General features: G+C 34.6%; 13 protein-coding genes and 1 pseudogene. 8 read left to right on the top strand and 6 right to left on the bottom strand.

The features are described from left to right. Nucleotides 1–200 precede the first annotated feature (200 nt). The 7 genes and pseudogenes from FVA72_RS22270 to FVA72_RS18280 form a co-directional block, all read left to right on the top strand. A pseudogene (locus FVA72_RS22270) lies at nt 201–392 on the top strand (integrase core domain-containing protein); the annotation flags it as partial. 712 nt (nt 393–1,104) lie between these two features. Next, a complete protein-coding gene (locus FVA72_RS18305) occupies nt 1,105–1,413 on the top strand; it encodes a helix-turn-helix domain-containing protein (RefSeq protein ID WP_004258958.1) in 309 nt (102 codons plus the stop codon). 209 nt (nt 1,414–1,622) lie between these two features. Beyond that, nucleotides 1,623–2,156, top strand: coding sequence for a fimbrial protein (locus FVA72_RS18300; RefSeq protein ID WP_004258955.1), 534 nt, complete (start codon nt 1,623–1,625; stop codon nt 2,154–2,156). A gap of 131 nt (nt 2,157–2,287) precedes the next feature. Further along, complete coding sequence (locus FVA72_RS18295) at nt 2,288–4,768, top strand: fimbria/pilus outer membrane usher protein (protein ID WP_110591175.1); 2,481 nt, start codon at nt 2,288–2,290, stop codon at nt 4,766–4,768. Between the two features lie 6 nt (nt 4,769–4,774). Beyond that, complete coding sequence (locus FVA72_RS18290) at nt 4,775–5,500, top strand: fimbrial biogenesis chaperone (protein ID WP_110591176.1); 726 nt, start codon at nt 4,775–4,777, stop codon at nt 5,498–5,500. A gap of 3 nt (nt 5,501–5,503) precedes the next feature. Next, nucleotides 5,504–6,487 carry a fimbrial protein gene (locus FVA72_RS18285; RefSeq protein WP_096864370.1) on the top strand — a complete coding sequence of 328 codons (984 nt, stop codon included), beginning with the start codon at nt 5,504–5,506 and terminating at the stop codon, nt 6,485–6,487. A 69-nt stretch (nt 6,488–6,556) separates the two neighbouring features. Continuing rightward, a complete protein-coding gene (locus FVA72_RS18280; RefSeq protein WP_004258940.1) occupies nt 6,557–7,210 on the top strand; it encodes a response regulator transcription factor in 654 nt (217 codons plus the stop codon). Here the strand turns inward: FVA72_RS18280 and FVA72_RS18275 are convergent. Further along, nucleotides 7,188–10,394 (bottom strand): ATP-binding protein, encoded by a 3,207-nt coding sequence (locus FVA72_RS18275; RefSeq protein ID WP_243154721.1) that lies wholly within the window; start codon nt 10,392–10,394, stop codon nt 7,188–7,190. The two genes, FVA72_RS18280 and FVA72_RS18275, sit on opposite strands and share 23 nt — an antisense overlap. A 90-nt stretch (nt 10,395–10,484) precedes the next feature. Then, on the bottom strand, nt 10,485–10,826 hold the full coding sequence (locus tag FVA72_RS18270) for a helix-turn-helix domain-containing protein (RefSeq protein ID WP_036958050.1): 342 nt from the start codon (nt 10,824–10,826) through the stop codon (nt 10,485–10,487). A 2,197-nt stretch (nt 10,827–13,023) separates the two neighbouring features. Between FVA72_RS18270 and FVA72_RS18265 the strand changes: the two genes are divergently transcribed. After that, nucleotides 13,024–13,701 carry a class I SAM-dependent methyltransferase gene (locus FVA72_RS18265; protein ID WP_110591177.1) on the top strand — a complete coding sequence of 226 codons (678 nt, stop codon included), beginning with the start codon at nt 13,024–13,026 and terminating at the stop codon, nt 13,699–13,701. Between the two features lie 216 nt (nt 13,702–13,917). Here FVA72_RS18265 and FVA72_RS18260 read toward each other — a convergent pair whose 3' ends face one another. From FVA72_RS18260 to FVA72_RS18245, 4 genes are all read right to left on the bottom strand, one after another. Next, nucleotides 13,918–14,808, bottom strand: a complete 891-nt coding sequence (locus FVA72_RS18260; RefSeq protein WP_110591178.1) for a dihydrodipicolinate synthase family protein — start codon at nt 14,806–14,808, stop codon at nt 13,918–13,920. A gap of 175 nt (nt 14,809–14,983) precedes the next feature. Continuing rightward, nucleotides 14,984–15,871: a MurR/RpiR family transcriptional regulator gene (locus FVA72_RS18255; protein ID WP_004258907.1), complete on the bottom strand. Its 888-nt coding sequence runs from the start codon at nt 15,869–15,871 to the stop codon at nt 14,984–14,986. A gap of 190 nt (nt 15,872–16,061) precedes the next feature. Next, the gene (gene nanQ / locus FVA72_RS18250; RefSeq protein ID WP_004258903.1) at nt 16,062–16,535 is read right to left on the bottom strand and encodes an N-acetylneuraminate anomerase; all 474 of its coding nucleotides are present in this window, start codon (nt 16,533–16,535) and stop codon (nt 16,062–16,064) included. A 9-nt stretch (nt 16,536–16,544) separates the two neighbouring features. Next, on the bottom strand, nt 16,545–18,038 hold the full coding sequence (locus tag FVA72_RS18245; RefSeq protein WP_004258898.1) for a sodium:solute symporter: 1,494 nt from the start codon (nt 18,036–18,038) through the stop codon (nt 16,545–16,547). Nucleotides 18,039–18,064: the final 26 nt, after the last annotated feature.

Raw genomic sequence — 18,064 nt, 5'->3', positions numbered from 1 at the left:
AATCTATTATGGTCTTATTTATCCCATGCATTTCTAGGACGAATATGGGATGAAAATGTGAGTTTTCTACTATTAAAGAAAAAAGGATTACGACCTCAACGTAACAATAGCTTGTCACTTTATGCAAATCAGTCGACAGGCCTATTACAAAATACTGGATAGGATTGAGGAGCGAAAGAAAGCTGAGCCATCATTAAGGTCGGGGGATACAATCTTGTTCTTCGGAGTATCAGGAAATACATAAAGAACATAATATTCAATGTTCTATGATAGATAGCTACGATTGTTGCCAAAATGCTTTAGCAGAACGAATTAATGGAATATTGAAAATGGAGTACTTTCTGATAAAACCGAGTAATCTAGAGCTAGTGAGAAAATTAGTTGAAGATGCCAAAAACGAAGGTAAAAAATTCATACTAACTAGGAGGCGCTGACCAAAAGACTCTGCTTTTAGTGCTGCCTTAAATTCAGGTGTACTTGGCGCACCATGTTTAAGAATTTAAAACATTTCTACGATTCTTGAGAATATTGTTTTTATTCCATTTTTTTATTCTATTATGGTTAACTAATAAAAATGATATGGATAATAACGAAATATTTAAAGAATGTAGGAATGAATAATCTTAATAACTTCAATAGGTAGGGCATTTAGTTAAGGGCTTAATAAAGCCTCAAGAAAGTTTATAGTCTTAAAGTTTATTATTTTTTTAGGTACGGGTATCACCAAGTTTTGGTGATATAAAATTCCATTAAAAAAGAAATGTTAACATCTTGTTAATTAATGACATGTGGCGTTTAAGACTTGTTGGATAAAAAAACTGTTTTTTTTAAATATATGAGATAAGTAACTATATTTAGTGATGGTGTTTACCCGAAAAATGACGAGTTCGTTAGACATTGTTTCATAAACCTTACTTATATTAAGGGTAACCAGATATTAATAGTTAATAATCAGCATTTTCAATAAATAAAATTAATGTTTGGTTTTATTTATTACTCGTATGTGAGTTTGTTATTTTTATTTTATTTAATTAGTATTGCTCGCAGTTAGTTATTCTTACGTTATTCAGTATCTACTTTGTATTTTTCAGAAAGGAAATAAAAATGGCAGCTAGATATCCTATTGCCAAAATAGTAGGGAGCAGAATAAAAAAGCTTAGAAGGGAGTATGGATTAACAGGAACTGAAGTGGCAATGGCTTTGAATGTTAGTCAACAGCAGTTTTCTCGCTATGAACGAGGTATTAACAGAATAGATATCGATTCTTTAGTTATGATTGCAGACTTCCTTAAAGTCAGTGTTCATTATTTCCTTGAAGATATAGATTTAGAACAATCAAATAGCTGGACCTCTGAATATAACTCATTATTAAGTCATGGTTTTTATTCAAACAATAAAAAAAATGAAGGTTAGTATTTGTTTTAAGGATCTCCTTATATTTACGGTTCATATTAGTGGTTATATTACTTCACATGTTATCGAACATCTCAAGTCATTAAAATAATGATAAGAATAAAGTTAACTAAATTCTAGTTATATCAATAAAACTATTGGTATGGCTGTGTACCAACTAAGGTATTGCCTTAGTATATATTAATAATATCATGAAATAAGGGTTTAAAATGAAAAAGACGCTATTAGCATCTTCAATTATCGCATTAACATTCACTGCTGCATCAACTTCATTTGCTGCGGATGTAGGAAGCGGTACTATTGAATTCAATGGTACTGTGAATACTGGTGCTTGTACCATTGCTCCTTCTTCTGTTAACAAAGAAGTTCAATTAGGTTCTGTTCCAGCTGCATCATTACAAACAGCTGGTTCACAAGGTCCAAATGTTGATTTCACATTAGAATTAACGGATTGTATTTTGGACCCTACCGCAAGTGGTACTGATTATTCTAAAGTAACAGTTAAATTTACGGGCCAAATGGATGCAGCTGGCACCTTATGGGCAAGTACTGGTACTGCTACCAATGTTGGTGTGTTATTCCAAAATGCAAGTGGAACAAATTTAAAAACAAATGATACTGTTGAGCAAAGCTTAAACGCAGGGACAAATGTTATTAATTTATCTGCTCGTATGCAGGCATTAGGTGCAGCTACAGCCGGTTCTGTTAAATCTACAGTCGCTTACGTTTTAGATTACCAATAAGTATTAATATAAAAACATTAAAAAAATAATAAATCTTATATTTGCTGATTATGCTGTGTATAGCAATTGCTTCACAGCATTTTCAGTTATATGAGTTCATTCAATAAATCCATTATAGAATATTGCGGCTAATGAAAAAGAACAATTTTAATAAAAACATAGTGACTAGTTTAGTATCTAGTTTATTGTTTTACACTTACTATGTTAATGCGGATTCTGTTCAATTTAATGAAGACGCATTATCTATTTTGGGTAATACTAATATAGATTTAAGTGCATTTGAGAAAAATAAAATTAGTGAAGGTTCTTATTTTTCTAATGTATCGGTAAATGGTCGAAGAATCAATTATTTTGATCAAATAAACTTTTTAAATAAAGACGAAAATATACAACCTTGTATTTCTAGAAACTTAGTAGAAGTTATTGGGTTAAAAGAAGAATTTATTAAAGAAGTACCAACATGGGAAAATGGTCAGTGTTATGATCTTGCATCACAGGATAAAAATATTCAGGCAAGATTCGATGATGAAAAGCAAGAGTTAATGCTTTCAATACCTCAAGCTTATTTTCAGTATTCTGATGACAATTGGGTTCCGCCCATGCAACGGGAAGTTGGAGTTAATGCACTCGTATTGGATTACAACTTTGTTGAAAACTATATTAAGTATAAGAATGCTCGAGATATTAATAATTTTAGCTCATTCGGTTCTATTGGTGCGAATGTAGGGCGTTGGCGTGTTCGCAGTAATTATCAATATCAAAAAGATTTTAATGATAATAAAAATGATAATTTTAAATGGGTGCAAACTTATTTATTTACAGATTTACCTAGTTTATCCGCAAAATTTTTTGCGGGTAAGTATTATACAGTAAGTAATGTATTTGATTCTGTACGCTTTAACGGCGTTAGTGTCTTTACGGATGAGAACATGCTACCGGCTTCTCTAAGGGGGTATGCACCGAGTGTCACAGGAACCGCGACAAGTAATGCGACAGTCACTATCTCACAAAATGGACGTATCTTGAATCAAATGAAAGTGGCACCAGGGCCTTTTTCAATTGATAATTTGAGTTCCTCTTTATCAGGGACTCTTGATGTTAAAATTACAGAAGAAGATGGCTCTATACGTGAGTACCAAGTTTCCTCGACCAATATTCCTTTTTTAACACGCCCAGGCATGGTGCAATATAAACTGAATGCAGGCCGGTTAGACCCAATGGGATATAAAAACATCAATGATGACTTTATATCAACTGAAGCTTCTTGGGGGATCCTCAACAATTTATCTATTTTTGGTGGTATTTTTGCAACCTCTAATGATGAATATCATGCCTATAATGCAGGTGTTGGGGTAAATATGGAACGCTTTGGTGCAATATCTTTTGATATTACACAGTCGAAGAATCAACTACAGGATATCGCTTTACGTACTGGTGAAAGTTACCGTATTAATTATGCAAAACGTTTTTCGAATTCAAGTCGATTGGATTTAACAGGGTACCAGTTTTCTAATGAAGGCTTTATGTCAGTGAATGATTATATTAGCTTAAAAGAAACTCCGTTAACGCCACATTATCGGCAGAAAAATGTATTTACGACTTCTTTTACACAACAACTCCCTGATTTACAGGCAGATATAAGTTTAAGTTACTCACGGGAAAGTTATTGGAAAGAATCAAAAAATAACAATACTCTCAATTTATCGTTTAATAAAACCATAAATACAAGTTTTATAAATAATGCGATTTTATCATTATCAATTGGTGAAAGTAGCTACGTGAAAGGTAAACGCTCTAAGCAAGCATATCTTTCGTTAAGCGTCCCATTTGGTGGTGAAAGAAACTCACGGATTCAATACTTTAGTTCTTATAATGATATTGATAAGAAATATAATAGTAATATTAATTACAATTCTAAAATTAATGATAATAACGTTAGCTTAGGTTTATCAAGTAAAGACTTTTTTGAAAATGCGGCAATGAATGCATCCGTTTATCGTGATACGCAATATGGTACTGCACAACTAACGGGTTCCTATGGCGAAGATTACCATACATTAAGTGGGTCACTAGATGGCTCCTTGACGATTACCAACCAAGGCCCAGTCTTACACCGACGAGTTTATGATAACCAAGCTCGTATGGTTATTGATACAGATAAAGCGAAAGGGGTATCAATTAATAAAAATGAATCAGTTACGAATGGGTTTGGTTTAGCCGCAATTAGTAATGTTCCAACCTATTATAGGTCGACCCAGTATGTAGACCTTAATAATGTACCAGACAATGTCAGCATTGATGACAGCGTGATTGAATCAAATTTAACTGATGGTGCGGTTGGTTATTCAAAACTCAATACATTAGTGGGGGAAAAAGCGTTAGTTACAATTAAATTCCCTGACGGAAATACGCCCCCATTTGGTGCTTTAGTTTATGGCTCTGATAATAATAGTGTATTGGGAATGATTGCAGAGGAAGGGCAAGTTTATTTAACGGGCTTCCAACCAGATCAAAAATTAACGGTTAAATGGAGTGGTGACCAGTCATGTCGAATTATGTTAGGAAAACAAAGCCATTTAGCCAGTAAGAATATAACCTGTAATAAAGAATAGAAAATCATGAAAAAATTTAAATTAATAATAAGTGCTTTAATCTTGATTAGCACATACACACATGCATCAATTTCTGTTGACCGTACTCGCGTTATTTATGATAAAGCAAGTAAAGGTGTTAGCGTTGTGATTGAGAATATTGATAAAAAAGACCCTTATTTAGTTCAGTCATGGGTCGAGAATGAAAATGGTGAAAAAATTTCAGAGCCACTAATTGCTTTGCCTTTATTGCAACGTGTTGAAGCGAATCAAAAGAAACAGGTTAGAATTAGTTTATCAAAAAATGACGTGAAAATACCGAACAACCAAGAGTCTTTATTTTACTTTAATGTCTTGGGTATTCCACCGAAAACTAAACTAGAAAATGCTGTTGAAATTGTTATTCAATCACGCTTTAAATTATTTTATCGTCCAAGTGAATTGAAAAAATACCCTAACAATGATTGGCAGAAAGAATTGAAAGTGGAAAAAATGGGAAACTCGTTAAAATTAACTAACCAGACACCCTATCACATTGTTGTGATTAATGTTAATGATAATGAATCTAAAGTTCCTGATTTTAAAGAAATTGTCATAAAGCCAAATAGCAATTCAACATATTTTCTATCAGATAAACAAGTGAAATCGCCGAAAATGGTTATTACTTATATTGATGATTATGGAACACCAAACTTATTGAAATATACATGTAATACAACTTGCTCCTTATCAAATGAAAAGGATAAGAGATAAATTATGTTAATTTTTAATAAAATAAATTCATTCGCTATATTATTTTTATTTTTGCTAAGTTTTCAATCAGTAGCTGCGGTTAATAATTGTATACCGAGTTCAGGAGCTACAACTATAGAACAAGAATTAACCTTTGATATTACAAATAGTAGTACTTCAATTCCAAATGGTACCTTATTGACATCAGCATTGAGCTCATATATATCAGTGAGATGTGAGTTTACTGGCTCATCAAGTACAACTAATGCCGTTTACTTTAAAAATACAATGCCAACTGCAATTAAAACATTATTGATTAATAGTGGTGTCAGTGTGACGCAACAAAATGCAATTTCATCTCCTAGTCCAGTAACGATAACCAACCCAACTGTTCCAAATATTTATTTGGGGTATTGGAGTCAACCAGAAACAGGAATTACACGCAATATTGCTTTCATGTATAACTTTTATGTTTATAAGGGGGCAAACGCTCTTAAACCTTTTGATACAGGGCTATTTTTATTAGGAACCCATGTGGATTATTTAGGTAAGGATTTAGGCGGGCCAACTTATGTGCGCATTAAAGGTAACTTAACCTTGCTCTGCCCTGCACCTGCGGTGAATATCACGGCTTCTAATGGGGGAAGTGTAAACTTTGACTCAATTTCACCTAAACAAATGAATGCGGGAGAAGTGGTTAGCCGAACTTTTAATTTAGGTATGTCAGTGCCACAAGACTGCGAAACAGGGCTAAATATATCAGTACGTTTTGAACCCAATAATAATACGGTGCTAGGTGGAAAATATCTTGATATGGGCAATGGGTTACAAACACTATTAACCCGTAATTCAACTGATATTAACTATAATGAAAGCTACAGTATTGGTGAAATCATGCCACAATCACCGATTAATGTCCCTTTTACTGCGACATTAAGCAAGATAGCGGGCAGTACTATCGCTTCTGGTCCGTTTTCTAAAACAGTTCGAGTTGTTGTTTCATATTAAGAGTGTTAATTGACATTTTTTCTATGGTGTTATATTGAATATACATATTCTGATGCTGAGTATTATTAAATGAAAAAACTCAAATTAGTATTAGTTGATGATCATCCCATTGTGCTTTCAGGTTTGAAAGATACACTTTCTCAATCAATGAATTTAGACATTTTAGGTGCTTACACTCAGGATGCTGAACTATTTGCTTTTTTGAAAAAAAATGAGGTTGATGTGATCGTAACTGATTATATGATGCCTAATAATACCCAATCTAGCGATGGACAGAATTATATTCAATTTTTACGTCGTCAATATCCAAATATTGCAGTGATTGTATTAACGATGGTTTCTAACCCAATGATTGTACAAATGTTATATGATTCTGGGGTGAGTGCGGTGGTGTCAAAAGAGGCACCATTAGGTGACCTAATGAAAGCTATCACATTAGCGGGGCAAGGTCGCCAATATCGTGTTCCTGTTGCAGATATGACAACGACATTAAAAAGCCGTAATGCAGTAACATTAAATGATAGGGTAAAGACATTATCACCTCGTGAACTTGAGGTACTGCGCCTTTTTGTTCAAGGTAAGCCTATTGTTGATATTGCTAAGCAATTAAACCGCAGTGATAAAACTATCAGCCTACAGAAAAATGCTGCAATGCGTAAATTGGGTGTTGATAATAATCAAGCGTTAATTAGTTATTGCCTCACACATCATTTGTTTGACTAATTTTTTTTATCCAATTAGCTAATTGGTTGCAGATATTCTGACTAATCTGGGTATCAATGTATGTTGATGTCCGTGAATCTAATGCTGTTTCAAACTCACGAAGCTGATTAGCTAACTCACGTTGTTCAACACTAATTAATGCACCACGGATACGATGGGATAACTGTTTTAATTCTTCTGTGTTGTTATTTTCAACCGCTTGGCAAAATTGAGTAATATCGCTCACAAAATGACGAATAATTTTTTCTCTATCTTCCCCATTTAGCGGGTTAATCACTTTTATTGGCCCCATTTCTGAAGCTGAGGAGGAGTAAATCGGGAATAAACGGTTGAACAATTGAACTAAGGTTTCTAGCTCTATAGGTTTTACAAGCCATGAATCCATTCCAGATTCTAGGCATCGCTCTTCTTCTTCTTTTAATCCATTAGCAGTAACACCAACAATCGGGCATGTTTCGCCTTCACTGCGCAGCTGCTGTGCAAGCTCATAACCATTACGATAAGGCATATTAACGTCTGTAAGGATGATATCAACAATTTCGTTATCCCAGATCACCAACGCTTCTTCACCATCATTGGCAATAAATACCTTACAACCAAGTAGTTCAAGTTGCTCTTGTAGAACAACTTGGTTAATGGGGTTATCTTCAGCAATTAAAACGCGAAGCGGGTATTTATGCATATGAGTTTGTATACGAGATGTTGGACAAATAAGGGGTATCGGTTCTTTATTATTTTGTAGTAAGAATAACTGCTGATTTAACTCGGATAGCCTGAAATTCATTTCAGTGCTTACCCATTGTTGCCCATCCCAATTAGTTGGCAGAGGAAACGATGGAATTAAGATGCCGACGGCAATAACGGATGAGGTATCTATGGGGAGGCTATTTTCTGTGAAATATACATTGGCCCCCCAACGTTTTAGCCATTGCGTTATATTTTCAGTCAATAATGGGTTTGGGGTTTGCAACCAAATATTGGTGTTTTTGAGTGATAGCCAGTGTGTTTGCTGTATATCGAGTGCTAAAGGTAGTGTCACGAGAAACGAGCTACCAACTCCAGTTTCGCTTTGTAAGCTTATTTGCCCATCCATCAATTTGATAAGCTTAGAGCAAATAAATAGACCTAAGCCAGTGCCACCATAAGCATGAATTTCTGAATGAGCTTGATAAAATGGCTCAAATAATTTTATTTGTTGTTCAGGGCTAATTCCAACACCTGTATCACTGACACGTAGTAATATATTATTTTTATTACTTCTTTTAAGTTCAATAGTAACAGTACCTCTGTGGGTAAATTTAATCGCATTACTGAGTAAATTACCTAAAATTTGTTGCAGTCGGGCAGAGTCACCAACTCTATTTGCTTGTACATTTGGGTCAATAATAGCAAATAGGAGCAACCCTTTTTGCTGAGCAATTCCTTGATATAGTTGGACAGTTTGTTGTACTAGTTCTAATAAATCAAATGGTTGATTATGAATTTGAATTTGATTAGCTTCTATTTTGCTAATATCTAAAATATCACCAATTAACTGCATAAGTAATTGGGATGTTGTTGATATTCGATCAATAAAGTGAGCTTGTTGAGATGAAAGAGAGGTATTTGCCAGTAATTCTAATGTACCTATTAGACCATAAAGTGGGGTTCGTATTTCATGGCTCATTGTTGCTAAAAATGTGGATTTAGCTCGGTTGGCTTCTTCTGCAAGTCGCTTAGCATCATCAAGTTGTTTTTCAGTTTCTGCTTGGATCGTAATATCAGTAAATGCGCATAAAATAACAGGGCGCTGCTGGTAATAAGTTGCTGTGCTTACGACATAAAGAACATGTTCCCCAGACTTTAAATTAGTTTTAACCTGTTCTGTGTCAGAAAGAACCTTGATAAGTAATTCATTATATTCATTTGAGTCGTGGGGAGTAGATATATTGGTTATTTTTAGCCAATAACGAGCTAACTCATTCGCAAAGCGTAACTGCTGGGTTTCTTTATCTATTACACATAAGCCGATAGGGGTTGTCGCAATAAGTGTTTGGTTAAAAGATTCATTTTCTAAGATAGCTTGCTGGGAGTCTATTGCGGGTTGTAATATTTTTCGTTGGTACCAGCGGTGATATCCCCATCCACAAAATAAACTAAAGAAAAGTGCAATAACTAAACTGATAGGAAGCCACAGGTTGTCTTCAAAAAAAGCCGCATAACTAATTCTATAATATCCAGTCCATTCATCAGTTTTAGATGAAAGTTTAAGAACTAGGCCATCTCGGGTATAGAAAATACCTTCTAATGCTTCTTCTTCAGGTGCTTGGGTTGTTCCAAGTAGCTGACCATATTTTGCATGAATCAGCCAAAATTGATGTGTGAGTGTGGGGTTTAACATTCGCTCCAGCACGCTAAGCCTTGCTTGGCTTAACATACTAACTGCATAAATATTTTTAGGAGAAATGTGAGCATTCTGCCATAAATGTTCATCAAAACCAGCAGGGATGATCCCAATGAGAATATGATCAAATGGCTCAGGACGTAACCAGATAATGTCTTTTGAATCGCTTTCTTGTGATTCTAAAAATTGAGCATGAATAGTAGGTAAATTTTTTCTAATACTATCAATGACGGAGTAATACAAATTTGGAGAAATAGATTCATTTCCTAAAACTGTTCCAACGGAAGGAACGCTGATACTAATTTGGTCGTGTTCGTTGACAAAAAATACTGCAGCAGCTGGAAAATATGAGCCTCCCCAAAAAGTAGAATAGTAATCAGCTAAATAGGCCCCTAAAGAAAATAATATACTGGGAACGTTGGAACACTCTAAACTCTTGTCACAAGCTAGGGTAAATGGCATTGCAACTAAAGATTCTTTACCTTCGAGTAGATATAATGGCGACCTTGTTGGTAAGAACTGTTCTTGTATTGCATAGGTTCGGCTTTCAACTAACTCTATTAAATCTTGATTTTGCTTATTTAAAGATCGTAAAAACTTTTCTTGTTCATTGATATAGCCTATTAGTGACCTAAAATCGACTTCTAGGCGTTTAGTTTCTTGTTGAACAATTCGCTCTGCACTCCAAATCAATGTTGTTATTAGAATGAATAACAAAGGAAAAGCAATGGTAAGAATGCTATTCGTGCGTCCTGATGTGCGAGTTATCCTTGAAAATGCAGTCGGAGAAGGGGTAGGCATAGCGCTGTTCTCATCGATTATAGGCAAACTCCATGATTTTCATAATAATATAAAATAAACAAATTAAACAATATTTCTTTACGCTAAAGGTTATACAATTGCTGAATTATAATAGTCTTTCAAATCATCTAATTCCCAGCCAAAACCATTTAAATTAGTGATATAGTGTGAAAGTTTAGGATGATGACTCACGACATAGAATAGCCTATGGTAAAAATCTGGGAAATTAATACCGAGTATAAGAATAAATTTAAACAATACATCTACGGTTAACGCATTCTCTCCTCGTTCATAGCGCGATAATTGCTGTTGGCTAATGCCTAACTCTTTCGCAATGTTCTCACCACTAATTCCTAATTCTTGCCGGTATTCTTGTAAGCATTTACCAACTAGTTGGCTGATATAATAAGTTGTATCTTTTTTCTTTTTCATGAGGAAACTTGACCCTAGTATCATTGATTCATAAAACTATTTTTATAGCTAAGAGTAAATTATGACGAAAAGAAAATTTTAGAATATAAGGTATTCCTTAATTGAAAGTTTTAAATAAGATTAAGTCATTTATTTTAGGTTCATATGCAGAGTCTTATTCTAAACATTATAGTTATTTGCACTTTGTTTTATGGGGTTATTTTTATTACTTAACAACATGTTAAGCAGAAATTGTGAGTTGTTCGGTAAGGTTGAGTAGGTTTTATTACATTAAGGCTTAGTTACCTTTTTATTACAAATTATTATTAGCACTTATTGATTAATATTGTATTTGATTATTTTTTTAGCTCAATAGCTAGGAATAAAAAATGATATTGTGGTTTTTTAATGATTTATTTTCATAACTATTAATATAAAAACTTATTTTTAGGTTCTTAGATAAGACAATAGGCTAATAAAAACACGCAATATGAGTTAAGCTTGGCTGTCTAATGGATGAAATGAGAAAAGGGTGAGAATAATAATCTAATTATAAACTTTAGTGTTTGGTTTTTTTTAGGTAATTCCTGGTTATTTGGTATAAGTCAAGTTAATTGACTTTATATTATAGCTGATTGTATATCAATATTCTGTATAGTGGCGGACTAACCATGTCTAGTAGACCGAAAGGGTATAGAAATAAGTGTTTAGGTTAGATAAAAAAAAGATTATAGATTTCAGATTCTTTAGCCGAGTACTCAACTTGAGCTTAGAAATATAAAAGCAAAAAACCGCCTTTTGGGGCGGGTTCTTTAAATATGTGGTGCCCAGACTCGGGAACATTCAGCTATTTAATGAATTGATTTTCAAAGTAAATCTATTTTATCTTTTTGTCAAGACCCATAATATGCCCCTTTTTTCTACATTGATTGCCATGTTCTGAGCTGACACCCCACCACGGTAAATAATTCAGCTCGGGTGGGGTGGTCTATGAAATCTACCCTCTCAGGCAAACAGCACTGTTAGTGACTCACAGCGAAGATGAAGCACAATTGATGGCTGAAAAATTAACTATCTGAAAAAGGGCAGATTAATTCAGAATGATGATCAATTGAAAGCTGTAAAGCATATGGGGAAGACATCTGATTCGGTATAGCCCAGATACAGGTCCCCTTGATCCGCAGAGGTGAAAATAGATTTGGAATTTAATATGAAAAAACGAGTTATAGGTTTGTTTTTATTGATAGGACTACCTTTGGTTGCAATAGCTGATAATATTCACGTGACGGTGAATTCCTCTATGTACTCTTACCCTGATAATCGGGCGTGTATTAACCCCATTTAACGAGATGTATGCCAGTGTTGATGTAAAAAATACAAGCACAATTCAATGCCAGTCAATCTTGTCAAAATAAAGAGGGCAGTAAGAGTATTTTTGTACACCAAAAGATTACAGCAACTGTGACACTGAGTAATGGAGATAGTTGTCACCAGAGGCTCTCTGCCATTGCATTATTTCATGGATTTGATCAAACAGGTCAGTATTTGCTGGTAAATGAAAGTATTGATGATTTTAGTACATATAATCTTGGTAACAAGATCATGTTGTTTGATATTTCGGATGGACAATGCGGTTTTTCAAAAAAACCTTCAGGGTGACTATTATACCCGCTCTTCAGGAAAGGGATATACAGATGATTTTCCACACAGCATTAGCTCAATGAAAATACCTCGAAAGAGGTAAACTGACAATAAAAATATAACTTGTTAATTTACTTGCGTGAATTATGTTCGCTTTAATCGTTATGATTAAATTTCGTTATTTTGTATTTCATGACCTTGTGGGTTTTATCCAGTATCTGTGTAAATGGTTTCTGATAAATTATTTAGAAAGGCATATGGTTTATGGTTATCACAGATGAAGCATACCAAAGATGATATGCATATTTATTGGTTTTTTGATTTGTTTTGTTAGGCTATGGTGTGAATGGGGCGAATAGATGGAGATATATCTTTAGATGATTTTAATGGCGCATGTGTGAAATTGTCAGAGTTTTTTCCGATTAAAGATGGGATGTGATATAAATAACTCTGAATAATACCAAGTATATAATCCTACACTTATAGCATATGATAACCTGACTTATCACTCATTATTTTCGACTATTAAAATAAATAATAAAAAAATAATATATATTTTTTCCATTATGGAGATTTTATGTCATTGAACACAAATGATGGTTCTAAAGTATATACACCTCTCTCTTTGGCTCTATATGACTGGTGGGTACTAAATATATCTAATAACTATGCATGGCGTTGTAATACTGATGAATTTTTAATTCCTCACTTTAAATCTCATCTTGGTAACAACCATATGGATATTGGTGTTGGGACTGGTTTTTATTTAAAAAAAGCTGCAGATGAAATTAATAAAATATCACTTTCCGATCTTAATATTCACAGTTTAGAATATGCTAAAAAATATATTTCTGATGAGAAATTAAACTCTTGTTTCTGTCATGATATTTTTAATAGATTTACTGGTGAGTTGAGAGGGGCATTTGATTCAGTATCCATATTTTATTTATTACATTGCTTGCCAGGGAAAATGAGTGATAAGAAACAAGCGATAATAAATATCAGTGAAACACTTAAGGATGATGGCACTTTATATGGTGCGACTATTCTTGGAAAGGGGGTTAAGCATAATCGTTTTGGAAGTAAGCTAATGTCAGTCTATAATAAAAAAGGAATTTTTAGCAATGTTTATGACTCTGCGGATTCACTTGAAACGACACTTGCTTCTTTGTTTGAAGATGTTTCTGTTAATATTCAGGGGGCGGTTGCATTATTCACTGCTAAAAATAAAAAAATCAAGTGTAGTAAAATATAATTATCTGTAATAAAAAATGATTTGCTTATATAGGTGACAATATATTCTTTTTTTGATTTTACACATGATGTTATTCAGCTTAATCGGATAACTGATTGGGGGAATATTTTAAGAAATAAAGAGTGGCTTTCACTTCGAAGGCCACTGTCATCATCAAATGGGGGAGATGTAAAAAAACAAGCTTGTGTTGTTAATACTCAACAAGAGTAAAGTTAATTATAGAAAACCGGCCGCTTTAAATTTTGCTAATGCATCCGTTTTTTGTGCTGCAGTTAATGGGCGTAGTGGACGGCGGGGGGCACCAACATCAATACCATGTAATTGCATTGCAACTTTACCTGCAGCAACACCACCGTATTCTACCAGCACACGAATAATTGCAATTACTTTATCCATACATGCAGCGATACCATCGTAATCACCAGTGTTAAATTTCTCAATTATTTCAAGATATAAAGGAGCCGCATAGTTATAGGTGCTTCCTACAGCGCTTAACGCCCCACAAGCTAACCCTGCCGGTATAAATTCATCTACACCAAATGGAATGTCGTATTTACCGCCATCAACACGTAAACAACGTTGAAATTCATACATATCAGGAGAATTAAATTTCATTCCGGATAAATTCGGAATTGTTTTTCCTGCCGCTTGTAAAAATTTTTCCATGTCAATGTTTAGACCTGACATAGTAGAGTGGTAGTAATAAAAGCCTTTAGAAGGCGAATTCATCGCTGCTAAACGACAATATTCAACTAAGTCATCTACATTGCTTGGTTTAAAGAAACAAGGACCAATTACTGATGTAGCTTGAATATCTAACGTTTCAGCATGACGGGATAGCTCTATAGTGTCTGCAATACTGAGTGCACCTGTATGAACAATGATATCTAGTTGTCCTTGACTGGCAGCAGCCCAGCATTCAGCGACTTTTTTGCGTTCTTCGACAGAACAATGGATACCTTCTCCTGTTGTTCCTAATACGTAAGCACCAGTGACACCACTTGCAATAAGATGTTCTGCAATTTTATCAATGACAGGATAATTAATACTGCCATCGGCAGCAAAAGGTGTATGAGGTGCAGCGATTAATCCAGAGAGTTTTTTCATTATCATTCCTTTTTTGGAGGTTGATTTCTTTATTTATTATGATATGGAGTTTTACTCTATATTAAGGCTCAATCGTTCAGAACGCAATAATGAAATTAGCGTTAAAGAAAGAGAAAAATGAAAGTGTGATCTTTAGCTGGTTTTTGTTCAAGACCACATAACACTGATTATAAACTCATGCTGAATTGGTATTTTTTAATGCATTTAGTGTACGCAGTTTTTGCTCTTTGACCATTTCAGGTTGAGCTTGGACAAGTAGGGTATATAGTAAGTCTAAAACGAACAGTTGTGCTGTTTTTGTACCAATAGAATCACCTTGTAATTTCCCCTGTCGATTACCATTAATCAGATAATAATTGGCATATTCCATAATGTGTGAACCTAAATTATGCGTTAGCGCAATTGTGGTAGCCCCTGCTTCTTTTGCAAGTTTCAGTGCATGAACTGTTTCCGGTGAGTTTCCGGAATGGCTGATACCAATCGCGATATCACCCGGTTTCAATAAGGAAGCCTGCATATACATAAAATGGTTATTGGTAACAGCATCCACTCGATATCCAATACGCATCAGTTTATTTTTTAGATCCTCTGCTGTGATCCCTGAGGAACCCACACCGCAGATAAAAACATAATTCGATGATAGCAACGCATTTACAGCATCTTGAACTTGCGTCATATCAAGTAAATTTAATGTTTCTGATAACACATTATTGATGGTTGCTTGTAATTTTAAACCTATAGTATGGATATCATCCTGATGGCTAACTTCAGCATCAAGGATTGGTGATTCTTCACTATCCGATGTCGCCATTTCAATGGCTAAATCCATTTTAAAGTCTTGAAAGCCCTTATAGCCTAAAGTGCGGCAAAAACGCACTACAGTTGCCTCACCCGCCTTAGTCGCTTGGGAAAGTTGTGCGATGGAAAGCTGAGTGACTTCAACAGGATGAAACAGGATATATTCAGCAATACGCTGTGATACTCGCGTCAGGCTATTTTTCATTGCCCCTAGTGTGTCGAGTATTTTACCTGGCTTCAGTCTGGTAACTGACTGTTTTGTCATGAAAATTATCCTTGTTTGCCGAAGTTCAAAGGGAATGGAATTCTGCTAACAAGAGTATCAATTCTGGCGGGTTAAAAAAAGCCTTGCTCTTATAATTATGTGATAATAACAAAACGCTTTATTCCATTTGCATCAATATACAATTTATTGATGCATTAGAAATAAAGCGTTTAATTGGAACTGATGAAAATTAACTTGTCAGCAAATTAAGGTTTACCTTAATTACTGCTTTTTTTAATATACTGTTTCCTTCCTCTGCTGCTATACCTGGTTTATGGGGTTCATAAGGCATAAAAATAGCAAACATAGAGGGTGTTAATGACAATGTTTGACAATTTTCAATGACATCTGTGAGTTGGTAGTCATCCGCTTCACTGTAAACAGTGGCATTTTTAGCCGAATTTCGAACGCCGTAATCTATAACTTCCTCACCGGATAGTAAAATTTGTATATCAATATAGCGATGATGTAATTCTGCACATTTTTGTTCTCGAGATTGTGTTTCAAATGACATTACATTCATGAATACATCATTATCATCAATAGGGTAGCTTCCCGGTTCTAAAGAGAATGGGTCGAGTGCGAGTGCCTTTTTAATTATATTACGTAATACCAAATTCATTTCAGGCATTACTGCCGCGTCAGATATATGACCAAATAACATAGATACCTCCTATGAGTTCCTTGATATTTCACTATCATCCAATGAAATTTGTTTTGCTGCCGAGAAAAATGGCGCAGTAATTGTACCAATAATGACTACTGACATAGCACCTATTACACCATAGAAGAAAAAGTTAAGGTCACTGCCATAACGGGCTGCTAATACAGCAATGATACTTACTATAATGCCTGCGACCGCACTACCTGCATTAGCACGTTTAACAAAAATACCTAACATAAATAGTCCGGTCATAGGGCCACCCATTAAACCGATTAAGCTGTTAAAAGCATCCCATATTTCAGACTCGTCAGATAAAACTAGCCAAATTGTGGCTAAACTACTGAATACTCCAGCTATAATTATAACTAATCTGGCGACTTTCATTTTTTGTTCTGAACGCCGTTCAACTTTACTTAAGCGAATATAGATATCAGAATTAAAGCAACTAGAAATACTATTTAAGCTACTAGATATGCTCGATTGAGCAGCGGCAAAGATAGCTGCAATGATTAGCCCAGAAATACCCACTGGCATTTCTGTAACAATAAATAAGGGTAAGATACCTCCGGTATTAAAACCTTCAGGTAACAAACTTGGATTTTGTTTGTAATACACAAATAGGGCTGAACCAATGGCAAAAAAGAAAATAGGAATAATGGCAACTAATTTAGCATTTGTGATTAAAGTACGTTTAGTTTGTTCGATAGAATCAGTCACAATGTAGCGCTGGACAACATCTTGGCTTGCAGTAAATTGTTGAATATTGGCAAATAAAAAACCAATCATTAATACAGGAATAGTACTGTCAGTCCAACTCCAGCGTAACTGTGCATCCGGGAAAAATTTATCAGCCTGTGCTGTTGTGGTAAAAATCTCACTAATACCTCCATCAACTTTAAAACAAATCATGATAAAGATTAAAACAGCACCACCTGAAAGTAACAATCCCTGAATAACATCTGTCCAAATAACGCCTTCAATCCCTCCCATCCATGTATAAATAATACATAATAGACTAATCAGTACAACTAATATAATAGGGTCTATCCCTATGAAAGGACGTAGTGCGAGTACGGTCAAATAAGTGATAATTGCAATACGACCAATATGAAATAACATAAATGACAGGCTGGCAAATAAACGACTTCGTATATCAAAACGGGCTTCTAAATACTCATAGGCTGAAGTGATTTTTAATTTTCTAAAGAAAGGAATATAGAAATAAAATACTAATGGCAAAATGGCGATCGCTAAATATTGGCCAATAATAAAAGTCCAATCAGAAGTATAAGCTTTCGCTGGAATTGACATAAAGGTAATTGAGCTTAATGTTGTTGCAAAGACAGAAACGCCGGCAGCCCAACCGGGAACCCGCCCCCCGGCACGAAAATAATCATCCGCTGTTTTTTGGCGTTTAGAGAAATAAACACCAACGAGTAACATTGCGGCTAAATATCCAAATAGCACTGCATAATTAACGAAACCAAAATCATGTAATTGCATTTTTTTAGTCCTGCCATATGTAAGGT

Origin of the sequence: Providencia sp. PROV061 (assembly GCF_011045655.1) — a bacterium.
Classification (GTDB): Bacteria; Pseudomonadota; Gammaproteobacteria; order Enterobacterales; family Enterobacteriaceae; genus Providencia; species Providencia hangzhouensis.
The sequence above is the reverse complement of the archived record's forward strand: the minus strand, read 5'-3'. Positions and strand labels throughout refer to the sequence as shown.

What these genes read in the sequence shown, in the direction of transcription:
- FVA72_RS18305 (WP_004258958.1), top strand. Translation starts at nt 1,105, where the DNA reads ATGGCAGCTAGATATCCTATTGCCAAAATAGTAGGGAGCAGAATAAAA.
- FVA72_RS18300 (WP_004258955.1), top strand. Translation starts at nt 1,623, where the DNA reads ATGAAAAAGACGCTATTAGCATCTTCAATTATCGCATTAACATTCACT.
- FVA72_RS18295 (WP_110591175.1), top strand. Translation starts at nt 2,288, where the DNA reads ATGAAAAAGAACAATTTTAATAAAAACATAGTGACTAGTTTAGTATCT.
- FVA72_RS18290 (WP_110591176.1), top strand. Translation starts at nt 4,775, where the DNA reads ATGAAAAAATTTAAATTAATAATAAGTGCTTTAATCTTGATTAGCACA.
- FVA72_RS18285 (WP_096864370.1), top strand. Translation starts at nt 5,504, where the DNA reads ATGTTAATTTTTAATAAAATAAATTCATTCGCTATATTATTTTTATTT.
- FVA72_RS18280 (WP_004258940.1), top strand. Translation starts at nt 6,557, where the DNA reads ATGAAAAAACTCAAATTAGTATTAGTTGATGATCATCCCATTGTGCTT.
- FVA72_RS18275 (WP_243154721.1), bottom strand. Translation starts at nt 10,394, where the DNA reads ATGCCTACCCCTTCTCCGACTGCATTTTCAAGGATAACTCGCACATCA.
- FVA72_RS18270 (WP_036958050.1), bottom strand. Translation starts at nt 10,826, where the DNA reads ATGAAAAAGAAAAAAGATACAACTTATTATATCAGCCAACTAGTTGGT.
- FVA72_RS18265 (WP_110591177.1), top strand. Translation starts at nt 13,024, where the DNA reads ATGTCATTGAACACAAATGATGGTTCTAAAGTATATACACCTCTCTCT.
- FVA72_RS18260 (WP_110591178.1), bottom strand. Translation starts at nt 14,808, where the DNA reads ATGAAAAAACTCTCTGGATTAATCGCTGCACCTCATACACCTTTTGCT.
- FVA72_RS18255 (WP_004258907.1), bottom strand. Translation starts at nt 15,871, where the DNA reads ATGACAAAACAGTCAGTTACCAGACTGAAGCCAGGTAAAATACTCGAC.
- nanQ (WP_004258903.1), bottom strand. Translation starts at nt 16,535, where the DNA reads ATGTTATTTGGTCATATATCTGACGCGGCAGTAATGCCTGAAATGAAT.
- FVA72_RS18245 (WP_004258898.1), bottom strand. Translation starts at nt 18,038, where the DNA reads ATGCAATTACATGATTTTGGTTTCGTTAATTATGCAGTGCTATTTGGA.